This window comes from Streptomyces sp. NPDC051051, from assembly GCF_040682975.1.
Classification (GTDB): Bacteria; Actinomycetota; Actinomycetes; order Streptomycetales; family Streptomycetaceae; genus Streptomyces.
This window is the reverse complement of the sequence record NZ_JBFBCB010000002.1, coordinates 264,324-283,633: the sequence shown is the minus strand read 5'-3', so window position 1 is coordinate 283,633 and position 19,310 is coordinate 264,324. Positions and strand designations below refer to the sequence as shown.

Below are 19,310 nucleotides of genomic sequence, written 5' to 3'. Positions count from 1 at the left end.
CACCCGGAGGGCGGGACAGTAGGGTGGACGGAATGCGAGACCAGACGGTGGACCGGGAAGACCTGCGCGGCGACTGCGCCAACTGCTTCGGGCTGTGCTGCGTGGCCCTGCCCTTCGCCCGCTCCGCGGACTTCGCGATCGACAAGCCCGCCGGCACCCCCTGCCCCAACCTGGGCGAGGACCACCGCTGCGGCATCCACGCCCGGCTGCGGCAGCAGGGCTTCAACGGCTGCACGGTCTACGACTGCTTCGGCGCCGGCCAGAAGGTCTCGCAGGTCACCTTCGGCGGCCGGGACTGGCGTACGGGGCCCCGCGGCCACGCCCGCCGCATGGCCGAGGTCTTCCCCGTGGTCCGGCACCTGCACGAGCTGCTCCGGTACCTCACCGAGGCACTCGCCCTCCCCGCGGCCGCCCCGCTCCACCCCGAGCTGCGCCGGGCCCTGGAACGCACGGAGGAACTGACCCTGGGCACCCCGGAGGAACTCGCCGCGCTGGACGTGCCCGCCCACCGCGAGAGCGTCAACGCCCTGCTCCTGCGCACCAGCGAACTGGCCCGCGCGGGCCGGCCCGGCCGCAGGAGGGAACACCGGGGAGCCGACCTGATGGGGGCCCGCCTCAGGGGCGCCGACCTGCGCGGCGCCAACCTGCGCGGTGCCCTGCTCGTCGCCGCCGACCTGCGCGGCGCCGACCTGCGCGGTGCCGACGTCATCGGTGCCGACCTGCGCGACGCCGACCTCACCGACGCCGACCTGACCGGCGCGATCTTCCTGACCCAGCCGCAGCTCACGGCGGCCCGGGGGAGCGCCGGGACCAGGCTGCCGGGGTCAGTCGACCGGCCCGCGCACTGGACAGCTGGGCGCTGAGACGGGCCCCTGCGCGTCCGCTCCCCGCACGCCCGTCGCCGCGGCCGCCGGCGTGCGCCGCTCCAGCCGTAGCCGCAGTCCCTCCGGCATCAGGGTCAGCCGCTCGGCCACCCGCAGCCGGTAGCCGGGGTCGGGCACCAGCTCGTAGCGGCGCAGCAGCAGACCGAGCACCAGCGTGGCCTCGTGCAGCGCGAACTGCCGGCCGATGCAGGCCCGCGCCCCGGTGCCGAACGGCTTGAAGGTGTGCGGGGCACGCGCGCGTACCGCCGCCGCCTCGAAGCGGTCCGGGTCGAACTCCTCGGCGTCGGCGCCCCACACCTCGGGGTCGCGGTGCAGCATCGCCGTCAGCACCAGCGCCCACGCGCCCCGCCGCATCGGATGCTCCCCGGCCAGGACGGTGTCCGCGCGGGCCTCCCGGGCGAACGCGGGCGCCGTGGGCCACAGCCGCAGGGACTCGTCGAGGACCCGGCGCACCAGGCGCAGCCTGGCCACCTGGTCGTACCCCGGCACCGGCGCGTCACCCCACACCCGGTCCACCTCGGCGCGGGCGCGGGCGGCGACCGCCGGGTGCCGGGAGAGGTAGTGCAGGGCGAAGGAGAGCGCGCCCGAGGTGGTCTCGTGACCGGCGACCAGAAAGGTGATGACCTGCCGCCGCACGTTCTGCGCCGACAGCCGTCGCCCGGTCTCCGGGTGGGTCGTCTCCAGCATCCGGTCGAGGAGGTCGCCGTCGCCGGCGGGTCCCGCCCGGCGGGCCCGCACCAACGCGTCGACCGTGCGGTCGAGGAAGGCGATGTCGGCCTCGTTGCGGCGGGCGGCCCGCCGCAGCAGCCGGGGCGTCGGCACGCTGTTGAGCCGCTGCGCGTGGCTCAGGGTGCCGACCATCGCCGTCACGAAGGGGTGCGGCCGGGACCGTTCGAACGAGCCGAAGTCGTGCCCGAACCCGGTGCGCGCGATCGTCTCCAGCGTCAGCTTCGTCATGTCCGCGGGCACGTCCACGGCGTCCCCCGAGGCCGCCGCGCGGTCCCACTGGCCGGTCAGCCGGTCCGCCGTGTCCAGCATCATCGGGTGGTAGGCGGCCATGGCCTCCCGGCTGAACCCCGGCGCCAGCACGTCGTGCGCCAGCTGCCAGTTGGGCTCGTGGTTGTACGCCGTGAACAGGGCGTCGCCGACCACTGGCCGCAGGTTGGCGACCCCGAGTCCCACGTGCTTGGCGAACCGGGCCTCGTCCGCCATGTCGGCCGCGAGCCGAGCGCCCCAGACGAAGACGAACTCCCGGCCGAAGGCCCGCCGCCGGAAGATCGGCCCGAGCCGGCGCGCGTACCCCAGGGAGTCCTGCACCGGTGTCCGCCGGCTCGCACCGAGCACGTCCCCGAGGAGCGGCAGCCGGTAGGGCGGGCGCGGGATGCGCCACAGCTCCGGCCACCCCAGCTCGGCACCGCGGAACCCCCTCGGCAGCGCGGTCCCGGTCCGCGGGCCCGGTCCCGTCCCGGACGTCGTCTCCGCCATGACGCGATCTCCCTTGACGCAGCGGCAGGTCGAGCGTGTTGTACGTGGGTTCAATAGCGCGCCCAGTGTCGTCCCGCCGCCGAACCGGCGTCAAGTAAGGTGCCGGCATGGCCGCCAACCAGGGGGAGCGCGCACGGCGCCGCCTCAGCACCGCGGAGCGCCGCGAGCAGCTTCTGTCGGTGGGCGCGCGGCTGTTCTCGGAGAGCCCGTACGACGAGGTGTGGATCGAGCAGGTCGCCGAGATCGCGGGGGTCTCGCGGGGGCTGCTCTACCACTACTTCCCGACCAAGCGGGACTTCTTCGCGGCGGTCGTCGAGCGGGAGAGCGAACGGATGCTGCGCATGACGGCGGCGGTCCCCGGCGTCCCCGTCCGCGAACAGCTCGCCGCCGGCCTGGACACCTACCTGGAGTACGTCCGCGCCCACGCCCACGGCTACCGCGCCTTCCACCGGGCGGACGCGGCCGGCGACCGGGCCGTGCGCCGCGTCTACCGGCGGGCGCTGGCCGCCCAGGAGCGGCAGATCCTCGCGGCCCTCGCCGCCGACCCCGAGTTCGGGCCGCTGTCCGGGGAGCGCGCCGACGTGCGCCTCGCGGTGCGCGGCTGGCTGGCGTTCACCACGGCGGTGTGCCTGGAGTGGCTGCGCGGGGCGGACGACGCTCTGTCCCGTGAGCAGGTCCGTGAGTTGTGCGCGCGGGCGCTGCTCGGCGTCATCGACCGCTGACGGGCGCCGCACGGGTCACGAGACCCGGTTGGCGTACACCCCGATCTCCGATAAGTTAGGCAAGCCTTACCTAAGGAGGTCCTGAGATGGGTGACAGCGGCAACTGGACGGCCGTACCCGGCGTGGCGGAACGGGCCCGGTCCGTGCTCGCCGCGGCGTGGTCCTGCGCGGTGACCGCGCAGGGCGGCCGGGAGGAGTTCGTCGGCGCGCACACCGTCGCCGACGACGGACGGGTGTTCCTCCGCGTGCCGGAGGACAGCGCGCTGCCGACGGCGGCGATCTGCGCGCCGCGCGGGGAACCGTCCGCCGTGCTGGAGTTCGCGGACGTCGCACCCGTCCCCCTCCGCGACCGCGTCCGCGCCCGGCTCTGGCTGGCCGGCCGGTTCGTCCCCGAGGACGGCCGGCTCGCCCTCCACGCCACCCGCGTCGTGCTGAAGGAGCCCTCCGGGGCGGTCGTCGTCGCCCTCGACGAATTCGCCGCCGCCGCGCCCGACCCGCTGGCCGCGGCCGAGGCCCAGCTGCTCACCCACCTCGCCGACGCCCACCCCGACGCCGTGGAACGCCTCACCCGGCTCGTCCGCAAGGAGAGCCTGCACGGAGCCGTCCGGGTCCAGCCGCTCGCCGTCGACCGCCACGGACTCACGCTGCGCATCGAACGCGCCCGCGCCCACGGCGACGTGCGCCTGCCCTTCCACGCGCCGGCCGACGACGTCGGGCAGCTCACCGAGCGCATCCACGTCCTCCTCACGCAGGCCGCCGCCGCGTCCTGCCCGCGCGCCCTGCAGCGGCAGCGCACGGACCGCGACGGGTGAGGCGAACGGCTCGCCCGCGCGCCGCAGGACGCCCTCGCGGCCGTCCACGTGGAACACGGCGACCGTGCCCGAGCGCCGGTTCGCGGCGAACAGCAGGCCACCGTCGGGGGAGAGGGTGAGCTGCCGGGGGAACTCCCCGCCGGACGTCACCGTGCCGAGCAGCCGCAGCCGCGCCCCGTCCGCCTCGACGGCGTAGCGCGCGATCGCGTCGTCACCTGGAACGACGCGAGTCACCCCGCCGGTTCCGCCGCAGCCGGTCGGGAACCCGCAGCCGCCGGTGGATGTGCTCGCGCAGCCGGGACAGCCAGGGCAGCCGCCGGCCCTGTTCCCGCGTGGCGCGGTCCAGCTCCTCCAGGAGACGGTGCGAGCGGTGCTCGGTGTCGAGTTCGTCGATCATGCGGTTGACCTCGGTCAGCACCGCGCCGTGCAACTGCCACTGCCGGGCGTCGTGCTGGAGCTGTTCCAGCAGCAGCTGGGCGAGTTTGTCGCGGGTGGCCGCGGCCTGCCGCAGCTGAGAGGTGAGGCGCTCCTCGGCGGACTCCGCGTTCTCGCTGACGTGCGTGGTGACCAGTACCGCGAAGCTGACCACCGCGTCCGCGATCTCCGACAGCAGCCGTTCCAGGGTGGCGCCGGTCTCCGCCGGGAACAGGGTCCGGGGCTCGCGCTCCTTCGTGAGGTCCGTGAGCGTGCGGGCGAGCACCCTCAGGACGACCGTGCAGATCTCCAGCGTGTCCAGGCCGGTGCGCAGCACCACCCGGTGCAGCACGCCCTCCCGGACCCGGGGATTGAGCCGCAGGCTGTCCTCCGCCTGCCGCAGGGCGGCGTCCACCTCGACGATGTCGTGGTCCAGGCGGCGCGCCTCGTGCAGCCGGGCGGCGGCCTGCTCGGACGGCATGCGGCCGGTGGCCTCGTCGCCGATCCGCAGCATCAGCTGCCGCACCCGGCGGGCCAGGTCCTCGATGGACTCGCCCGCCTCCTCCACCCACACCGGGGGCGGCAGCAGCAGGTTGATGCTCAGCCCGACCACGGCCCCGATCAGGGTCTCCAGCACCCGCGCCCAGGCCGTGTTTCCGACCGTGGTCACGCCCAGCACCAGCATGGCGCTGATCGCCACCTCGGGCACGTACTCGTCGACCCGCACCAGATGGCCGACGGCCAGCGCGGCCACGATCAGCAGCCCGAGGCTCCACCAGGTCAGCCCCACGAGCAGGCTGAACGCGATGGCGACGAGCACGCCCGCCACCACCGCGTTGACGCGCCGCACACCGTTGGTGAGCGTGGCGTACAGGGTGACCTGGACGACCAGCAGCGCGGTCAGCGGCGCGGTGAGGGGGGCGGCCTCGGGGCTCAGGTGCAGCGCGATGACGTAGGCGATCGTCGCGGCTGCGGAGGATCGCAGAGCCTGGACGACCGCGGGTTCCCGGCGGCGCCGCACGAACCGTACGAGCGGTGCGGCACGCTCACGTACATCAAGCATCCCTTGGCCAGTTCCCGTTCCTCACCTGCCTCGAACGTTTCTTCCGTCACCCACCTCGAACGGCGGCGCGGAACGGGGTCGGCGGTCCGAGGGCGCGGCCCGGAGACCGGCCCGGGAGGTCAGTCGAACAGTTTGTCGAGGAAGGCGGTCAGGTTGCCGGTCGTCCGCGCGATCTGCTCCTCCAGGGTGAGGCTCTCCTCGAACCGGCCCCCCGACTCCGGGACCTTCTTCCCGCGCACGTAGAGCGAACAGGCCAGGTCGGTGCACATGTAGAGGCCCACGGAGTTGCCCTCGCGCCCCGCGGCGCCCGCCTTGCGCGCGGTCATCAGCGACACCCCGCCGCCGGGGTGGGTGGTCAGGCACAGCGAGCACATGCTGCGGTGCAGGAAGCCGCGCTGCGAGGCCGGGAACCGCAGGGTCACACCCACCGGACGTCCGTCCCGTTCGGTCACCAGGTAGCTGCGGTCGGGAGCGCCGGGATCGCGCCATCCCAGGAAGTCCAGATCGGCCCAGGGCCGCGAGTCGAGATCCCGCGGCACCGCCAGCCGCTTGGCCTCCCCCTTGGAGCAGTTCACAAAGGAGTTGCGGATGTCGTGCTCGGTGAGTGTCCTCATCGGGGAGTCTCCTGAGTCGTGCGGCCCGCGGCGACCGGCGATCGGGCTGCCGTTCCTTGGTGCTCTAGGTTTTGGCCTAAGTGTATAGAGGATTGTCGAAGGGGAGCCAGTGAATTTCCATCAGGGCGTTTCGGCGCGGACGCGGGCGGCCTTGCGCGCCCTCGCGGCGGCCGGGCTGTCGCCGCGGCACCCCGTCCACGTCGCGCCCTTCACCGGGGGCACCTACAACACCGTCGAGGAGCTCCGCCTCGCCGACGGCAGCCGCTGTGTGCTGAAGACGGCGCCCGCCGGGCCCGGCCTGCGGCACGAGAACGCGCTGCTCGTCTCCGAGGCGGAGTTCTGTCGCGGCGCGGCCCTGGCCGGCGTACCGGCGCCGCGGGTCATGGCCGTCGAGGGGGCGTGGCTGCTGATGACCCTGTCCCCGGGAATCCCCTGGGACGACACGGTCACGTCGGCCGAACGCGGCGACCTGCGCGCGGAGTTGGGCCGTCACGTGGCCCGACTCCACACGGTGGCCGGACCCGGCTACGGCTACCCGTCCGGCGCCCTCGGCCCGCTCGCCCCCGACTGGCGCTCGGCGTTCGCCGAGATGCTGGACGCCGTCCTCGACGACGCGCGCCGTTACCGCGTCCGGCTGCCCCGCCCCGCCGACGAGGTGGCCGCCGTGACCCGGAGGGCCTTCGACGCCCTCGACGAGGTGACCGTCCCGCGCCTGGTCCACTTCGACCTGTGGCAGGGCAACGTCCTGATCGACCGCTCGACCGGCCGGGCGCGGATCGGCGGGCTCATCGACGGGGAGCGGATGTTCTGGGGCGACCCCCTCGCCGACTTCGTCTCCCTGGCGCTGCTCGGCGACATCCGCGAGGACGAGGCCTTCCTCGCCGGCTACCGCGAGGCGGGCGGGCACGCGGAGTTCGACACTCCGGCCCGCCTGCGCCTGGCCCTCTACCGCACCTACCTCTACCTGATCATGCTCACCGAAACCGTGCCGCGGGCGGTCGGCGAAGACCGTGTCCGACGGGTCCAGGAGGTGGTGGCCCCCGAACTGCTCGAGGCCCTGGAGGAGATCGAGAAGACGGCCGTCTCTTAGCTCACATCGTGAACTAAGGGTTGGACGAATGTCGCGCAGACCCCACCCGCACAGGTATGTTGCAGGTCGGGCAGGGTTCGAAGGGGGCCGACATGGCGGGGCGCAACGGGCGTACGGTACGCGATCTCAGGCGGGCCAACCGCACGGCGGTCCTGCAACGGCTCTATTTCGACGGCCCCCTCAGCCGCTTCGAGCTGGGCCCGGCCACCGGCCTCAGCTCCGGTTCCGTCAGCAACGTCGTCGCCGACCTGGTCGCCGACGGGCTCGTGGAGGAGGCCGGCAGCGTCGACTCCGACGGCGGCCGGCCCCGCACCCTGCTGCGCGTGGCGCCCGCCAGCGGTCACATGATCGGCGTGGACGTCGGCGAGACCCGCGTGCGCGTCGAGCTGTTCGACCTCACCCTCACCGAACTCGCTCGCGCGGAAAGGCCGTTGGAACAGCGGCGGTACGAGGTCGAGGGCATCGTCGGCCATGTCCGCGACGGCGTCGCCGAGGTGCTCGCCGCCGCGGACCTCGCCCCCGAACGGCTGCTCGGCGTCGGCATCGGTGTTCCCGGCATCGTCGAGCGCGGCCCCGAGCACGGCGCCGTCGTGCACGGTCAGACGATCGGCTGGGACGCCGTCCCGCTGGAGGAACTGCTGCGGGCGGGCTCCTCGCTCCCCGAGAGCGTCCCGTACTTCATCGACAACGGCGCCAAGACCCTCGGCCAGGCCGAGATGTGGTTCGGCGGCGGCCGCGGGGCCCACAACGCCTGCGTCGTCCTGTTCGGCTCCGGCGTCGGCGCCTGCCTGGTCACCCCCGACGTGGAGAACGGCCGGGCCGTCGAGTGGGGGCACCTGACCGTGCGGGTGCGCGGCCGCCGCTGCCGTTGCGGGGCGCTCGGCTGCCTGGAGGCGTACGCGGGTGCCGAGGCGCTCCTCGACCGCTGGCGCGAGGAGGGCGGCCGGCCCCCTCGGGGCGCCGACGAGGAGACCGCGCTCACCGCGATGCTCGCCGCCGCCTACCCGGCCGACGGCGCCGAACCCGACCCGGTCGCGCTCGCCGTGCTGGAGGAGACCGCCGAGTACCTGGGCGCCGGGCTCTCCGACCTGATCAACCTCTTCCAGCCCGAGCGCATCCTCATCGGCGGCTGGGCCGGCCTCCAGCTCGGCACCCGCTTCCTGCCCGCCGTACGCCGCCACGCCACGGCGTACGCGCTGCGCCACCCGGCGGAGAAGGTCACCGTCGAACTGGGCCGGCTCGGGCCCGACGCGGTGACCGTGGGCGCCGCGATCCTGCCGCTCGCCGACTTCTTCTCCCGCGGCGGCCGGCGCCCCGAGCCCCTGCCGAGCGGTCCGGCGCCCGCCTGGCGCACCGCGCTGGAGGAACGCGCCCCGCACTGAGGTTTCGCCGGTCGTCCGGGAGGTACTCGCGTTCCGCTCCGTACGACACGATCCCGAAGGGAGGACGTCGTGGCCGATCATCGCCTCGAAGGACCCGGAGAGAACGGCACCCCCGTCCCGCGCGACCTGCCCGACCAGCAGGCCGACGGAGGCGAGGACCGCTGGGACATCGCCCCCGTCCGGTCGGACGAGAACCCCGGGAAGAGCGACGACCCCCACGATGCCGCCCCCGACGCCGACGTCCCCGACACGGACGAGGCGGGCACCGGCCCTCAGGGCGCCCCCCGCCCGGCCACGGTCAACCCCGACCACCCCACCCCCGACGAGTCGTCCGGCTGAGACGGGCGCCCCGGCGGGAAACCCGACGACCTGCCGTCCGGTCCCTTGCGGTGATCTTCCGCATGGCCGACCGGGCGGTTTTCGTCGTGGTGCCGCAGGACGGCACACCGGGCACGCGCGAGGGGTACGAGGCGTACCTCGGCGCGGTGGGGCCGGACCCCGACCTGCCGACAGGCCCCGGCGTGGTCCCGCAGGCGGGGGAGACGGCAGTTCGGTGGCCCGGGTGGACGGTCGGCTTCCGGGCGGACCGCCGGGACGGGCCCGCCCGCGCCGCCCCCCCGGCCCGTCAGGGCCGCTGGAAGTGCACGCGGGCAGGGCGTCGCCCGAGCCGCGGGAGCGGGCCGCCCGGCCCGGGGCGCGGCGGCCGGGCGACGGCTCCCGGCCCGGCTGGACGCAGGCGGCCGCGTACCCGAGCGGGAGGGGGACGCGGTGGTGCGCCGTATCCGGTCCTGGCGCCGACCGCCGTCCGGGCCGGTGGTCAGCCCACCTTGCGCCCCCGCAGCGGTTCCGTCGGCGCGCCCGCGCCGGCGCGGACTCCGTGCAGGAACTCCGCCAGGACCTCCGTCGCCGTACGCTGCGGGCGCCAGCCCAGTTCGACACGCGCGCGGGTGCAGTCCATCAGCGGCAGCCGCAGGACCGCGTCGAACAGGTGCGGGGAGGCGGGCAGCAGCCGCAGGCCCCATGCGGCGGCGATCGCCGCGCGCGCCGCCGGCCGGGGCAGCCGTACGAGGCGGGCGTCGAACATCTCGGCGAGCAGCGCCGCGTCCAGGGGCGGATCGGCCGCGAGGTTGAACGGTCCGCCCACGTCCGTGCGCACGGCGAGCCGGTACGCCTCCGCGGCGTCATCGGTGTGCAGGGCCTGCATCCGCAGCCCCGGCACGTCCGGCAGGAAGGGCAGCAGCTCGGGCCGGAAGACCGGCCCCGGCAGGAGGCGGCCGCCGAAGATCCGGCGCTGCTCGCTCGCGGCCTCCCGCTTGAACAGGAACGCCGGCCGCATCCGCACCACCCGGATGCCCGGATGATCGCGTTCGAAGGTGTCCAGAGCCCGCTCCAGATACGCCTTCTCCCGGCAGTACGCGGCGTCCGGCCAGCCGTGCGTGGGCCACGACTCGCCCACCGTGCGCTCCTTCGGTCCCGGCGAGTACGCGCCCACCGACGAGGCGTGCACCAGCACCGGCACGTCCGCCGCCGCCACCGCCTCGAACACCCGCAGACTGCCCAGCACATTGGTCCGCCACGTCACCGCGGGATCGTGCGTCGGCTGGAACGCCCACGCCAGATGCACCACCGCGTCCGCACCCTCGAACACCTCGGCGAGACCGGCCCCCTCGGCACCCAGGTCGAACGTCGACCACTGCGTGCCGGGTGGCCTCCGGTCCGGCAACCGCCGGGCCAGCCCCACCACCGACTCCACCTCGGGATCCTCCGCCAGCAGCCGCACCACACTCGTGCCGACATTGCCGGTCGCCCCGGTGACCACGACTCTCTTGCCCGACCCGCTGCTCACCTTCGACTCCTCTCGCCGCCGTCGGCTGAGCGCGACGAGTACCCCGGTTCCGCGCGAGGCACGCGAACGACCGAAGCGGATGGACAGCGCCCTCCCCCCTCGCCGCGGCCGGCCGGTACGGGGCCGATACCGGGGAGAGGGGGCGGGCAGCGAAGAGCCCCGACCGTGACGGGGGAATCACGGCCGGGGCGGTCTGGGTGTGGGCACGGACGGCGGTCGCCTCTCGGCGAAAGGCTCCGCAGGGCTTCAGCCGAACGATCTTCCCTGCGGGCGAAAGGTGAGGCCCGGGGACACTGTTCCGTCCGCACCCACGGTCTGTTCAACGGCGAACCGCCGACGGGTGTTCCCGGCCCCGCCGCCGCCTCCGGTGACGTCGGTCACCGGCTCCGGTCCGCCTCCCGGGCGGTCGGGAGGATCTCGGCCCGGAGGTTCTCCGCCTGGAGCAGCAGTGCCCCCAGGACCGCCGTGTGTGCCGCGCCCCGCGTGGCGTGGTCGCGCAGACTGTCCTGCAGGCGGAGCCGCAGCCCGTCCAGCTCGTCCAGCTCATCCGGTTCCGCCGTTCCGGCCGGCCCCTCCGCGCTGTCCGCCCCGGCGGTCACGGCCCGCTCCGACGCGGCCCGGCAGGCTCCGCCGAGCAGTTCCAGCAGCCGGGCGTACGTCCGCAGGGCCGCCGTCCCGGGCGGGGCGGGGGCGCGTTCGCCGTCGGCCGCCACCGCCAGCGTGCGGGTGAGGGCCACGACATGGTCGGTGACCCGGTCCCAGCGGGCGTCCTCGGTCTCCGGCGGCACGTCCAGGGGGAGCCGGTGCAGCGCGCGCAGCGGCCCCGAGGTCAGCCGCAGGCTCTCCCGGCTCCAGCCGCGCGCCGAGCGCAGCCCCTCGCGCCGCCGTTCCAGACGGGCGGACGCCCGTGACCATTCGGCGGCCGTCCCCGTGTCCCACTCGCCCTCCCGCAGCCCGGCCGCGACCGCGTCCAGCACCCCGCCGGCCTCCCGGGCCAGCGCGACCAGGTTCTCCCGCACGTCCCGCAGGTGCACCGGCGGCAGCACCAGCGCGTTGACGGCGACCCCGATCACCGCGCCGAGCGCCGCCTGCCCCACCCGGTGCCCGACCGCCGACGCCGACACCGCGCCGGAGGCGAGCGTGAACACCGCCGTGGTGGCCGCGTAGATGCCCTGGTCGCCGAACCTGGGCCAGTTGGCCAGCAGCATCAGCACCGGCAGCGACAGGGTGAGCGCGCCCAGGGTGTCCGCGGTGACGGCCTGCGCCGCCGAGGCGAACAGCGTGCCCGCGCAGATCGCCGTCCACTGCTGGGCGGCCTGCCGCAGCGAGCCGTACACCGTGGCCTGCACCAGGACCAGCGCCGCCCAGGGCGCCATCAGGGCCATCGGGTCGCCCAGCCAGCCGCTCGCCACCAGCCAGGCCAGCAGGGCCGCCCCCGCCGCCTTCAGCGACTGGACGACCAGGTCCCGTTCCCGGCCGGGCCCGCCGCAGGCCGCCCGCGCGGCCCGGCCGACGCCGCCCGCCTCCCGTCGTACCGTCTCCGTCAGGCGCCGCCCCCAGGGCACCTCCGCCATCCCTGTTCCGCCGCGGATGCTCATGCCAGCGGGCTGTCCTCCAGGGCTGCCAGCAGCTGGGCCGGACCGTCGTAGACCGCCTGGGCGCCCGCCTCCTCCAGGTCGGAGCGCGGGATGCCGCCGCACAGCACGCCGACGCAGCGGACCCCGGCCCGGCGGCCCGCCCGCATGTCCCACACGGTGTCGCCGACGAACACGGCCCGCTCGGCCGGCACCCCGGCCAGCTCCAGGGCGTGCTCGACGGGTTCGGGCGCGGGTTTGCCCTCCTCGACGTCGTCCGCGCTCGCCGTGGCGGTGATCGCCTCGTCGGCGTCGAGGGCCCGCCGCAGCGCCGCCAGCTCCGTACCGCTCGCCGAGGTGGCGAGCACCACCTTCCAGCCGTTCCCGTGCAGCCGCCTCAGCAGCGCCCCGGCGTCCCGCAGCGCGGGCAGCCGGTCGAAGTACTGGCCGTACAGGGCCGTGTGGGCGGCGCTCAGCCCGGCGTCCCGGTCCTCGTCGCGGTCCTCGCCCAGCACGTGGGCGATCAGGTCGGTGGACCCGAGCCCGATCGCCCGGTGCAGGGCGTGCATGGGCACCCGGTGGCCCGCCTGGCGGAAGGCCTCCCACCAGGTCACGACGTGGAGGTGGTTGGTGTCGACGAGGGTGCCGTCGACGTCGAAGACGGCGGCGCGTTCCATCCGGGGTTCCTTTCGTCGTACGGGGCTTCACTCGCGCGGGACGGCTCCGTCCGCTCGAGCGGCCCGCACCGGGTACCACGTCGGCCGCCCGCCACGCCCACCCCCACCCGGCCCTCCCGGGTCCGGGCCGGCAGGTCGTCCGGGGACCGGGGGGTCACCCGGCTGGGCGAACACGGGGCCTCCGGGCGGCCCGCCACCCAGGGTGCCGCCGAGGCGGCGGTGCCGCACCCGCGCCACGGCGGGGGCGGCGGAGTCGGCGGAAAAATCAGGTGATTCGTACCGGCTGGTTGCGATTTACGCTCTATGACATGACCGAAAGCGCGAGCCCTTACATCTCCCGACCGCGGATCACGGTGCTCGGGGTGCAGCCGTGCAAGTCGCCGTTCCGCATCGTGGAAATCGACGGAGAGGTGGTCGGTGAGGCCAGGGACGTCACCGACCTCCTCGAGACAGCCGCCGCGTACGGCATCACCGTCCACGACCTCGACGACCCGGACGTGGTGCGCTGGGTGGGCGGTGACCGGTACACCTGGAGGCCCCGGCACCGTTGAGAACGCTCCGGCCGCCCCCGTCGGCCGCCCCCTCCGTCACGCCCGCCTCGTCACCCGGCGCTCCCGCGCGTGCACGGCCCGGCTCATCCGCCGGCCCACCAGCAGGTACCCGATGAGCGCGCCCGTCGTGTTGAGGATGACGTCGTCGACGTCGAAGGCGCGCCCGGTCACCAGCGCGCCCTGGGCGAACTCCACCAGCAGCATCACGCTCGCGGTCAGCAGCAGGACCCGCACCAGTCCGCGCGCCCGGGGCGCGACGACCGGCACCAGCACGCCGAACGGCACGCCGAGCAGCAGGTTCCCGCCGATCTGCTTCACCGCGTCGCGCAGCTCCGGCTGGTCCAGGTACGCCCTCAGTGACTGGCCGGGCCGCAGATTCGAGTGCACGAGCGCCTCGGAGGCGGGCGACGGCTCCAGGGTGAGCCGGGCCAGCACGACGGCGAACGCCACCATGAACACGAAGGCGATCAGCATCGCCAGCAGCCGCAGGGGCAGCGGCAGCGGCCGGCGTCCGCCCTGCTCGGCACTGCCGGACTTCGCCCGCTCGGCGGGCCTCGCCTTCTTGCCGCGCTTGGCCGGCCCGGTCTCCGCGGGCGGCTCGGGCCTCGCCGGCGGTTCGGGTTTCGCGGTGCGCAGGCGAAACGCGGTACGCGCGCGCAACGCGGCGGCACGCGGACGTAGGGCTGCACGGTCCATGCGGTCCTCCAGTCTTCAACTCCCCTGCGTGGTAGGGCTGTTACCCCCGAACGTCCGGAGGATGCGAGGGCTCTCGGCCGGGATCCCCACCCCCCGCCACCCCGCAGCTTCCGCTCGCGCGTTCCGCGCCGCGCTCGCCCTGCCTGCTCCTCGCGGCACCGGCTTCCACCCCCGCGCGACCGTCCGCCGCAGCCGGCCGGGCCGGGTCGCCCCAGGGGCCGGGCGGCGGATCGGGTCACGCGCCGTAGGTCACGCGCACCTCCTTGAAGCCGAGGGACCGCAGCAGGCCCTGGAGCATGGCGGTGGTGTTGGTCTCGGCGCGCGCGGTCAGCTCGCTGTCCTTCGCGGCGTCGCCGATGTGACGGACCGCGAGCTTCTGCACGGCCTGCTCGCCGTTGGGGTTGTCCGAGAAGAGGTCGCCGAGCCGGTCCAGGAGGCCGCGCTGCTTGGAGACGGCGTAGGAGCGCTCGGGGTCGAGGGCCGGTGTGCCGAGCTGTGCGTGCGGCAGCCGGAGGGTGGCCGACGTACGGTCGCCGTCGACCGTCACGTCCTTGTCGCCCACCTTGCCGAGGTCGACGTAGGCGTCCACGGTGCCCGCCCCGACGTACAGGGTCCTGGTGCCGCGGAGCGCGTCGGGGAGGTACTTGGCGTCCTTCTCCAGGTCGACGACGACCTGGAAGTTGCCGGAGGCGGCCTCGTAGCGGCTCATGTCCTGGATGGACCTGAGCAGCGCGGGCCCCGAACGGTCGTGGGTCTCGGTGCCGAAGACGTCGCGCAGTCCCGGCAGCAGGCTCAGCCGGATCCCCGCGAACATCACGACGAGCACGACCACGACGGCGGTGAGCACCTTGGCCCAGCCGGGCATGCGCCTGGGGAGGCGCTTGATGGAAGTCGTCATGTCGGCGCTCCCTCCTTCCTGCTCACCTGATGCCCGTCAAACGCCTTGACAGGCCGCCCTGTTGAGTAGCCGTGACACGGGCGTCCGGGACGGTTCCGGGCGGGGGCGGCCCGGACGGCGGACCGGTGAGGGTGACGGGGAGGGCGGCATCGGCCAGCATGGGAGATCCCGCCGGACCCGGTTCATCCGAGGAGCCTCAGTGCGTGACATCTCCGTGTTCAGCGGCAGTGCCCACCCCGAGCTGGCCGCCGAGGTCTGCGCCCACCTCGGCGTGCCCCTCAGCCCGTCGCGGCTCAGCAGGTTCGCCAACGACTGCCTGGAGGTCCAGCTCCGGGCGAACTGCCGGGAACGCGACGTCTTCCTCGTGCAACCCCTGGTCCGGCCCGTGCAGGAGCACCTGGTGGAACTGCTGCTGATGTGCGACGCGGCCCGCGGGGCGTCCGCGGGCCGGATCACCGTCGTCATGCCGCACTACTCCTACGCCCGCTCCGACAAGAAGGACGCGCCCCGCATCTCCCTGGGCGGACGGCTGGTCGCCGACCTGATGACGGCGGCGGGAGTGCACCGCGTCCTCACCATGACGCTGCACTCTCCCCAGGTGCACGGCTTCTTCTCGGTCCCCGTCGACCACCTGCACGCCCGCCGGGAACTCGCCGCCCACTTCCGCCGCTACGACCTCACCCGGACGACCGTCGTCTCGCCCGACCTCGGCAACGCCAAGGAGGCGGCCGCGTTCGCCCGGATGCTCGGCGCGCAGGTGGCGGCCGGCGCCAAACAGCGGTACGCCGACGACCGGGTCAGCATCAACACGGTGATCGGCGAGGTCGCCGGACGGGACGTGATCGTGCTGGACGACGAGATCGCCAAGGGCAGCACCGTCCTCGAACTCCTGGACCGGCTCAGGGAGTCGGGGCCCCGGTCGATCCGGGTGGCCTGCACGCACGGACTCTTCGCGGGCGGTGCCCTCAAACGGCTCAGCGAGCAGCCGGACGTGCTGGAGATCGTGTGCACCAACACCGTGCCCGTGGCGGCGGAGGAACACACGGACAAGCTGCGCGTGCTGTCCATCGCCCCGGCCCTCGCCGAGGCCGTACGGCGCATTCACAACGGTGAGTCGGTCAGCGCCCTCTTCGACGCGGACCGTACCGGATAGACCCCGGGCGGGGTCATAACGAGCCGGACGTGGCCCCCGGCCGTTCCAGGGCCGCCTCCAGGCTGGCCGCGGGCGGCAGCAGCCGGGACAGGCCGGTGGCCCGCAGGATGCGCAGCGTCAGCGCGTGGGTGCAGACGAGGCGCAGGTCACCGCCGTGGTCGCGGACCCGGGCGCGGGCGCGGTAGAGCAGGCGCAGCCCCGAGCAGTCGAAGAACTCGATCCCGCTCAGGTCGAGCACGACGCGCGGTGCGGGGCCGGCCGTCGCGCTGTCCAGGAGGGAGCCGATCTCCGCAGCGGCAACGATGTCGATCTCGCCGCGGAACTCCAGCACCGTGTACCCCCGGTCCTCGCGGACGCGCAGATGCGGGGTGTCCGCGGCGGGTTTCTGCTGCACGACGACATCGCCTCCCACACAGCTCCACCGGTCGGGAGCCTTCAACGGCGGGGGTGCGCACGGCAGTTCCCCACCCAGCAAGTTACCCCCGATCGAGTGAATTCCAGCATGTTCGATTGACATATGTCTTCGAAATAAGGGCGTGTCTCGACCGAGTTTTTTCGTGTCGTGAACGAAGTGGTGAAGAATACCCCTACGGCGAGCGTACACGCGCCCACCGCAGGGGGAATGACGGGCCGTCAGTCGACGGTCAGGACCAGCTTGCCGGTGGTCCGGCCGGTGTCGCCGAGCCGGTGTGCCTCGGCGGCGTCGGCCAGCGGGAACGTCCCGGCGATCGTGGCGCGCACGCCGAGCGCCTCGGCCTCCTCGAAGAACTTCCGCGACCCGACCGGCAGGATCGACACCACGACGCCGCCCGGGCGCAGCACCCGCAGCGACCCCGTCGAGGTGCTCCCGCCGATGGTGTCCAGCACCACGTCGACGTCCTTCACGGCCTCGGTGAAGTCCGTCTCCCGGTAGTCGATCACCTCCTCGGCGCCCAGGTCCCGCAGGAAGTCGTGCTTGGCCGCGCTCGCCGTGCCGATCACGTGGGCGCCACGCTCCTTGGCGATCTGCACGGCCACGTGTCCGACGCCGCCGGCCGCCGCGTGGATCAGCACCCGCTGGCCCGCCCGGAGGTCGGCGACCTCGCCGAGCGCCTGGAGGGCGGTCAGTGACACCAGCGGCAGCGCGGCCGCCTGCACGTGGTCGATCGAGGCGGGCTTGTGCCAGAGGGCGCGCACCGGGGCGACGACGTACTCGGCGTGCGAGCCGTGGCCGTGCGGATAGGGCAGCATGCCGAAGACGTCGTCGCCGGGCGCGAAGGCGGCGACGCCGATGCCCACCTTCTCCACCGTGCCGGAGAGGTCCCAGCCGAGCGTGAACGGCGGCTTGCCGAGGAAACCGCCCGAGGCGCGGTGCTTCCAGTCCGTGGGGTTCACCCCGGCCGCGCGCACCCGCACCAGCACCTCGTTGGGGCGCGGCTCGGGCCGCTCCACCGTCTCCACCTTCAGAACCTCGGGTCCCCCGAGGACGTCCTGTCCGATGACGCGCATCGTGCGCTCAGTACTCATGGGGCCACAGCCTGCCAGGGTCCGCGCACCCGGTAAATGGCATGATTGCCACTCTTCGATAAGATCGTGCCATGCATGACAGGCAGCGGACTCCGGAACGCGTGGTCGTCCTCGCCCTGGACGGCGTCTATCCCTTCGAACTCGGTATGCCGAGCCGCATCCTCGGCGCGGCGGACGGCCGCTACGAGGTGCTGACCTGTACGGTCGACGGCCGTCCCGTGCGCACCGAATCGGACTTCACGATCGGCGTCGAGCACGGCCCCGAGGCGCTCGAGACCGCCGACACCGTCGTCATCCCCCCGGTGTCGCCCGCGCGCGTCGGCCCCGACCTCCCCGACGAGGTCGCCGCGGCCCTCGCCCGCATCCGTCCCGGCACGCGCACCGTGTCCATCTGCACCGGCGCCTTCGTACTCGCCGCCGCCGGGGTCCTCGACGGCCGCCGGGCCACCACCCACTGGCAGCTCGCCGACGAGTTCCGCCGGCTGTTCCCGCGCGTCGACCTCGACCCGGACGTCCTGTTCGTCGACGACGACCCGGTGCTCACCTCCGCCGGCGCCGCCTCGGGCGTCGACATCTGCCTCCACCTCGTCCGCAAGGACCACGGCAGCGACCTCGCCAACACCGTGGCCCGCCGCTGTGTGGTCCCGCCCTTCCGGGAGGGCGGGCAGGCCCAGTACATCGAGCGCCCGGTGCCCGAGACCGGCGCCGCGAGCACGGCGGCCACCCGCGCCTGGGCCCTGCGGCGCCTCGGCGAACCCCTCACCCTCGCCGACCTCGCGGCGCACGCCCGGATGAGCCTGCGCACCTTCGCCCGCCGCTTCCACGACGAGGTGGGCCTCAGCCCCGGCCGCTGGCTGATCCAGCAGCGCGTGGCGCACGCCCGGCACCTGCTGGAGGCCAGCGACCTCACGGTGGACCAGATCGCCGGCCGGGTCGGCTTCGCCACCGGCGCCTCGTTGCGCCAGCACCTGCACGCGTCGATCGGTGTCTCGCCCCAGGCGTACCGGAAGACGTTCCAGGCGGCCCGCTGAACGTTCCGGGCCCCCGCCGCGTCGCAGGAGCGCGAGGACGGTCGGAGGGACGGGAGCGGGAATGCGCGGAGGACTTGTGGCGGTGGCGGTGCTGGCGGCCGTGGCCGTGGGATGCGGCGCCGGGGGCGAGGACCTGGTCGTCGAGGGGACCGCGCCGGCCACCCCGTACAGCGGCCCGCTCGACGTCCCCGCCGGGGAGGAGGACGGGAGCACCGCGCAGGCCCTGCTCGCCGTCACCGGCGCCGCGGGCCGGGCCCTGGAGTGCGAGGGCGAGATCTTCGAGGGCAACGGACCCGACGGCTGGAGCCGCGGCGACGGAGGCGACACCCCGGAGGAGGGACTGCGGCTCTACTTCACGCTCCTCGCCCCCGAAGTGCCCCGCTCCGGCTACCGCGTGGAACGCCGCGAGGGCGAACGGGTGCTGTACTCCTTCGACGTCGGCGGCCGCACCAAGGTGGCCGTCGTCGTCGCCCACGACCAGCGGGACCGGCCCGGCTGGGGCCCCGAGACCAACGCCTCCTGCGACCCGGCCGAACTTCCCGCCGGCTTCACCGGCTCGCAGCGGTACGAGTTCTGGACGGACGCCCGGGGCGAGCGGCAGCCCGTCGCCCGCATCCACAGCTCCACCGGCCCGGAGCACTGCGGCTGGCAGTCCGCGCGCTTCCTCACCCTCGGCCGCGGCGAGACGGCCACCACCTACGTCCGCGACCCCGACGGCGCCCTCGGAACCGACCTGCTGACCGCCCCGTACGACCCCGACGTGCCGCTTCCCGCCGACGCGCACGACACCGGGTACCGGTACGGGGAAGGGCAGTTGTGGCTGACGCACGACCGCAGGACGGCGTACGTCCGCACCCCCGACGGCGTCGAGGCCTGGCCCGCGGCGACGGGCGGGCCGGCCTGCATGTGAGG

The 19,310-nt window shown here is 74.3% G+C and carries 20 protein-coding genes and 1 pseudogene; 10 read left to right on the top strand and 11 right to left on the bottom strand.

Annotated features, from left to right (window positions below):
• The first annotated feature begins 32 nt into the window (after positions 1–32).
• The gene (locus AB0N31_RS02925; RefSeq protein WP_366056547.1) at positions 33–863 is read left to right on the top strand and encodes a pentapeptide repeat-containing protein; all 831 of its coding nucleotides are present in this window, start codon (positions 33–35) and stop codon (positions 861–863) included.
• Here the strand turns inward: AB0N31_RS02925 and AB0N31_RS02920 are convergent.
• Positions 825–2,369: a cytochrome P450 gene (locus AB0N31_RS02920; protein ID WP_366056546.1), complete on the bottom strand. Its 1,545-nt coding sequence runs from the start codon at positions 2,367–2,369 to the stop codon at positions 825–827. The two genes, AB0N31_RS02925 and AB0N31_RS02920, sit on opposite strands and share 39 nt — an antisense overlap.
• Before the next feature lie 107 nt (positions 2,370–2,476).
• Between AB0N31_RS02920 and AB0N31_RS02915 the strand changes: the two genes are divergently transcribed.
• Together AB0N31_RS02915 and AB0N31_RS02910 are read left to right on the top strand one after the other, a co-directional pair.
• The gene (locus AB0N31_RS02915) at positions 2,477–3,091 is read left to right on the top strand and encodes a TetR/AcrR family transcriptional regulator (RefSeq protein ID WP_366056545.1); all 615 of its coding nucleotides are present in this window, start codon (positions 2,477–2,479) and stop codon (positions 3,089–3,091) included.
• Between the two features lie 86 nt (positions 3,092–3,177).
• Entirely contained in the window at positions 3,178–3,903 is a 726-nt protein-coding gene (locus AB0N31_RS02910) for a DUF2470 domain-containing protein (RefSeq protein WP_366056544.1), read from the top strand.
• On the opposite strand, the pseudogene AB0N31_RS02905 reads toward AB0N31_RS02910, so the two are convergent.
• The 3 genes and pseudogenes from AB0N31_RS02905 to AB0N31_RS02895 all read right to left on the bottom strand — a co-directional run.
• A pseudogene (locus tag AB0N31_RS02905) lies at positions 3,874–4,119 on the bottom strand (beta-propeller fold lactonase family protein); the annotation flags it as partial. The gene AB0N31_RS02910 and the pseudogene AB0N31_RS02905 sit on opposite strands and share 30 nt — an antisense overlap.
• Positions 4,115–5,380 carry an aromatic acid exporter family protein gene (locus AB0N31_RS02900; protein WP_366056542.1) on the bottom strand — a complete coding sequence of 422 codons (1,266 nt, stop codon included), beginning with the start codon at positions 5,378–5,380 and terminating at the stop codon, positions 4,115–4,117. The pseudogene AB0N31_RS02905 and the gene AB0N31_RS02900, both read right to left, overlap by 5 nt.
• Positions 5,381–5,499: 119 nt before the next feature.
• Entirely contained in the window at positions 5,500–5,994 is a 495-nt protein-coding gene (locus AB0N31_RS02895; protein WP_366056541.1) for an FBP domain-containing protein, read from the bottom strand.
• A 109-nt stretch (positions 5,995–6,103) separates the two neighbouring features.
• Here AB0N31_RS02895 and AB0N31_RS02890 point away from each other — a divergent pair, with 109 nt between their 5' ends.
• The 3 genes from AB0N31_RS02890 to AB0N31_RS02880 all read left to right on the top strand — a co-directional run bounded on the left by AB0N31_RS02890 (position 6,104) and on the right by AB0N31_RS02880 (position 8,805).
• The gene (locus tag AB0N31_RS02890; protein ID WP_366056540.1) at positions 6,104–7,084 is read left to right on the top strand and encodes an aminoglycoside phosphotransferase family protein; all 981 of its coding nucleotides are present in this window, start codon (positions 6,104–6,106) and stop codon (positions 7,082–7,084) included.
• A gap of 92 nt (positions 7,085–7,176) precedes the next feature.
• The gene (locus tag AB0N31_RS02885) at positions 7,177–8,466 is read left to right on the top strand and encodes an ROK family transcriptional regulator (protein ID WP_366056539.1); all 1,290 of its coding nucleotides are present in this window, start codon (positions 7,177–7,179) and stop codon (positions 8,464–8,466) included.
• 69 nt (positions 8,467–8,535) lie between these two features.
• Positions 8,536–8,805 carry a hypothetical protein gene (locus AB0N31_RS02880; RefSeq protein WP_366056538.1) on the top strand — a complete coding sequence of 90 codons (270 nt, stop codon included), beginning with the start codon at positions 8,536–8,538 and terminating at the stop codon, positions 8,803–8,805.
• A 478-nt stretch (positions 8,806–9,283) separates the two neighbouring features.
• Here the strand turns inward: AB0N31_RS02880 and AB0N31_RS02875 are convergent, their stop codons facing one another.
• The 3 genes from AB0N31_RS02875 to AB0N31_RS02865 all read right to left on the bottom strand — a co-directional run bounded on the left by AB0N31_RS02875 (position 9,284) and on the right by AB0N31_RS02865 (position 12,563).
• On the bottom strand, positions 9,284–10,312 hold the full coding sequence (locus tag AB0N31_RS02875; protein WP_366056537.1) for an NAD-dependent epimerase/dehydratase family protein: 1,029 nt from the start codon (positions 10,310–10,312) through the stop codon (positions 9,284–9,286).
• A 377-nt stretch (positions 10,313–10,689) separates the two neighbouring features.
• Positions 10,690–11,886: an aromatic acid exporter family protein gene (locus AB0N31_RS02870; RefSeq protein ID WP_366056609.1), complete on the bottom strand. Its 1,197-nt coding sequence runs from the start codon at positions 11,884–11,886 to the stop codon at positions 10,690–10,692.
• Positions 11,887–11,906: 20 nt separating this feature from the next.
• The gene (locus tag AB0N31_RS02865) at positions 11,907–12,563 is read right to left on the bottom strand and encodes an HAD family hydrolase (RefSeq protein ID WP_366056536.1); all 657 of its coding nucleotides are present in this window, start codon (positions 12,561–12,563) and stop codon (positions 11,907–11,909) included.
• Positions 12,564–12,871: 308 nt separating this feature from the next.
• On the opposite strand from AB0N31_RS02865, the gene AB0N31_RS02860 reads away from it, so the two are divergent.
• Positions 12,872–13,114, top strand: a complete 243-nt coding sequence (locus AB0N31_RS02860; protein WP_366056535.1) for a hypothetical protein — start codon at positions 12,872–12,874, stop codon at positions 13,112–13,114.
• A gap of 36 nt (positions 13,115–13,150) precedes the next feature.
• Here the strand turns inward: AB0N31_RS02860 and AB0N31_RS02855 are convergent, their stop codons facing one another.
• Both AB0N31_RS02855 and AB0N31_RS02850 read right to left on the bottom strand, forming a co-directional pair.
• Positions 13,151–13,810 (bottom strand): VanZ family protein, encoded by a 660-nt coding sequence (locus AB0N31_RS02855; RefSeq protein WP_366056534.1) that lies wholly within the window; start codon positions 13,808–13,810, stop codon positions 13,151–13,153.
• A gap of 235 nt (positions 13,811–14,045) precedes the next feature.
• A complete protein-coding gene (locus AB0N31_RS02850; protein WP_366056533.1) occupies positions 14,046–14,708 on the bottom strand; it encodes a DUF4230 domain-containing protein in 663 nt (220 codons plus the stop codon).
• Positions 14,709–14,907: 199 nt separating this feature from the next.
• Here AB0N31_RS02850 and AB0N31_RS02845 point away from each other — a divergent pair, with 199 nt between their 5' ends.
• Positions 14,908–15,861 (top strand): ribose-phosphate pyrophosphokinase, encoded by a 954-nt coding sequence (locus AB0N31_RS02845; RefSeq protein WP_366056532.1) that lies wholly within the window; start codon positions 14,908–14,910, stop codon positions 15,859–15,861.
• 13 nt (positions 15,862–15,874) lie between these two features.
• Here the strand turns inward: AB0N31_RS02845 and AB0N31_RS02840 are convergent, their stop codons facing one another.
• Positions 15,875–16,255: an anti-sigma factor antagonist gene (locus AB0N31_RS02840; RefSeq protein WP_366056531.1), complete on the bottom strand. Its 381-nt coding sequence runs from the start codon at positions 16,253–16,255 to the stop codon at positions 15,875–15,877.
• Positions 16,256–16,494: 239 nt separating this feature from the next.
• A complete protein-coding gene (locus AB0N31_RS02835) occupies positions 16,495–17,367 on the bottom strand; it encodes an NADP-dependent oxidoreductase (RefSeq protein ID WP_366056530.1) in 873 nt (290 codons plus the stop codon).
• Positions 17,368–17,438: 71 nt separating this feature from the next.
• Here AB0N31_RS02835 and AB0N31_RS02830 point away from each other — a divergent pair, with 71 nt between their 5' ends.
• Together AB0N31_RS02830 and AB0N31_RS02825 are read left to right on the top strand one after the other, a co-directional pair.
• Entirely contained in the window at positions 17,439–18,398 is a 960-nt protein-coding gene (locus tag AB0N31_RS02830; protein ID WP_366056529.1) for a helix-turn-helix domain-containing protein, read from the top strand.
• A 61-nt stretch (positions 18,399–18,459) separates the two neighbouring features.
• Positions 18,460–19,308 (top strand): hypothetical protein, encoded by an 849-nt coding sequence (locus AB0N31_RS02825; protein WP_366056528.1) that lies wholly within the window; start codon positions 18,460–18,462, stop codon positions 19,306–19,308.
• Positions 19,309–19,310 lie beyond the last annotated feature (2 nt).

Excerpts from the sequence above, each read along its gene's own strand:
- AB0N31_RS02825 (WP_366056528.1), top strand. The coding sequence starts at position 18,460 with ATGCGCGGAGGACTTGTGGCGGTGGCGGTGCTGGCGGCCGTGGCCGTG.
- AB0N31_RS02855 (WP_366056534.1), bottom strand. The coding sequence starts at position 13,810 with ATGGACCGTGCAGCCCTACGTCCGCGTGCCGCCGCGTTGCGCGCGCGT.
- AB0N31_RS02870 (WP_366056609.1), bottom strand. The coding sequence starts at position 11,886 with ATGGCGGAGGTGCCCTGGGGGCGGCGCCTGACGGAGACGGTACGACGG.
- AB0N31_RS02850 (WP_366056533.1), bottom strand. The coding sequence starts at position 14,708 with ATGACGACTTCCATCAAGCGCCTCCCCAGGCGCATGCCCGGCTGGGCC.
- AB0N31_RS02900 (WP_366056542.1), bottom strand. The coding sequence starts at position 5,380 with ATGCTTGATGTACGTGAGCGTGCCGCACCGCTCGTACGGTTCGTGCGG.
- AB0N31_RS02915 (WP_366056545.1), top strand. The coding sequence starts at position 2,477 with ATGGCCGCCAACCAGGGGGAGCGCGCACGGCGCCGCCTCAGCACCGCG.
- AB0N31_RS02835 (WP_366056530.1), bottom strand. The coding sequence starts at position 17,367 with ATGAGTACTGAGCGCACGATGCGCGTCATCGGACAGGACGTCCTCGGG.
- AB0N31_RS02860 (WP_366056535.1), top strand. The coding sequence starts at position 12,872 with ATGACCGAAAGCGCGAGCCCTTACATCTCCCGACCGCGGATCACGGTG.
- AB0N31_RS02865 (WP_366056536.1), bottom strand. The coding sequence starts at position 12,563 with ATGGAACGCGCCGCCGTCTTCGACGTCGACGGCACCCTCGTCGACACC.
- AB0N31_RS02830 (WP_366056529.1), top strand. The coding sequence starts at position 17,439 with ATGCATGACAGGCAGCGGACTCCGGAACGCGTGGTCGTCCTCGCCCTG.
- AB0N31_RS02910 (WP_366056544.1), top strand. The coding sequence starts at position 3,178 with ATGGGTGACAGCGGCAACTGGACGGCCGTACCCGGCGTGGCGGAACGG.
- AB0N31_RS02925 (WP_366056547.1), top strand. The coding sequence starts at position 33 with ATGCGAGACCAGACGGTGGACCGGGAAGACCTGCGCGGCGACTGCGCC.
- AB0N31_RS02895 (WP_366056541.1), bottom strand. The coding sequence starts at position 5,994 with ATGAGGACACTCACCGAGCACGACATCCGCAACTCCTTTGTGAACTGC.
- AB0N31_RS02885 (WP_366056539.1), top strand. The coding sequence starts at position 7,177 with ATGGCGGGGCGCAACGGGCGTACGGTACGCGATCTCAGGCGGGCCAAC.
- AB0N31_RS02920 (WP_366056546.1), bottom strand. The coding sequence starts at position 2,369 with ATGGCGGAGACGACGTCCGGGACGGGACCGGGCCCGCGGACCGGGACC.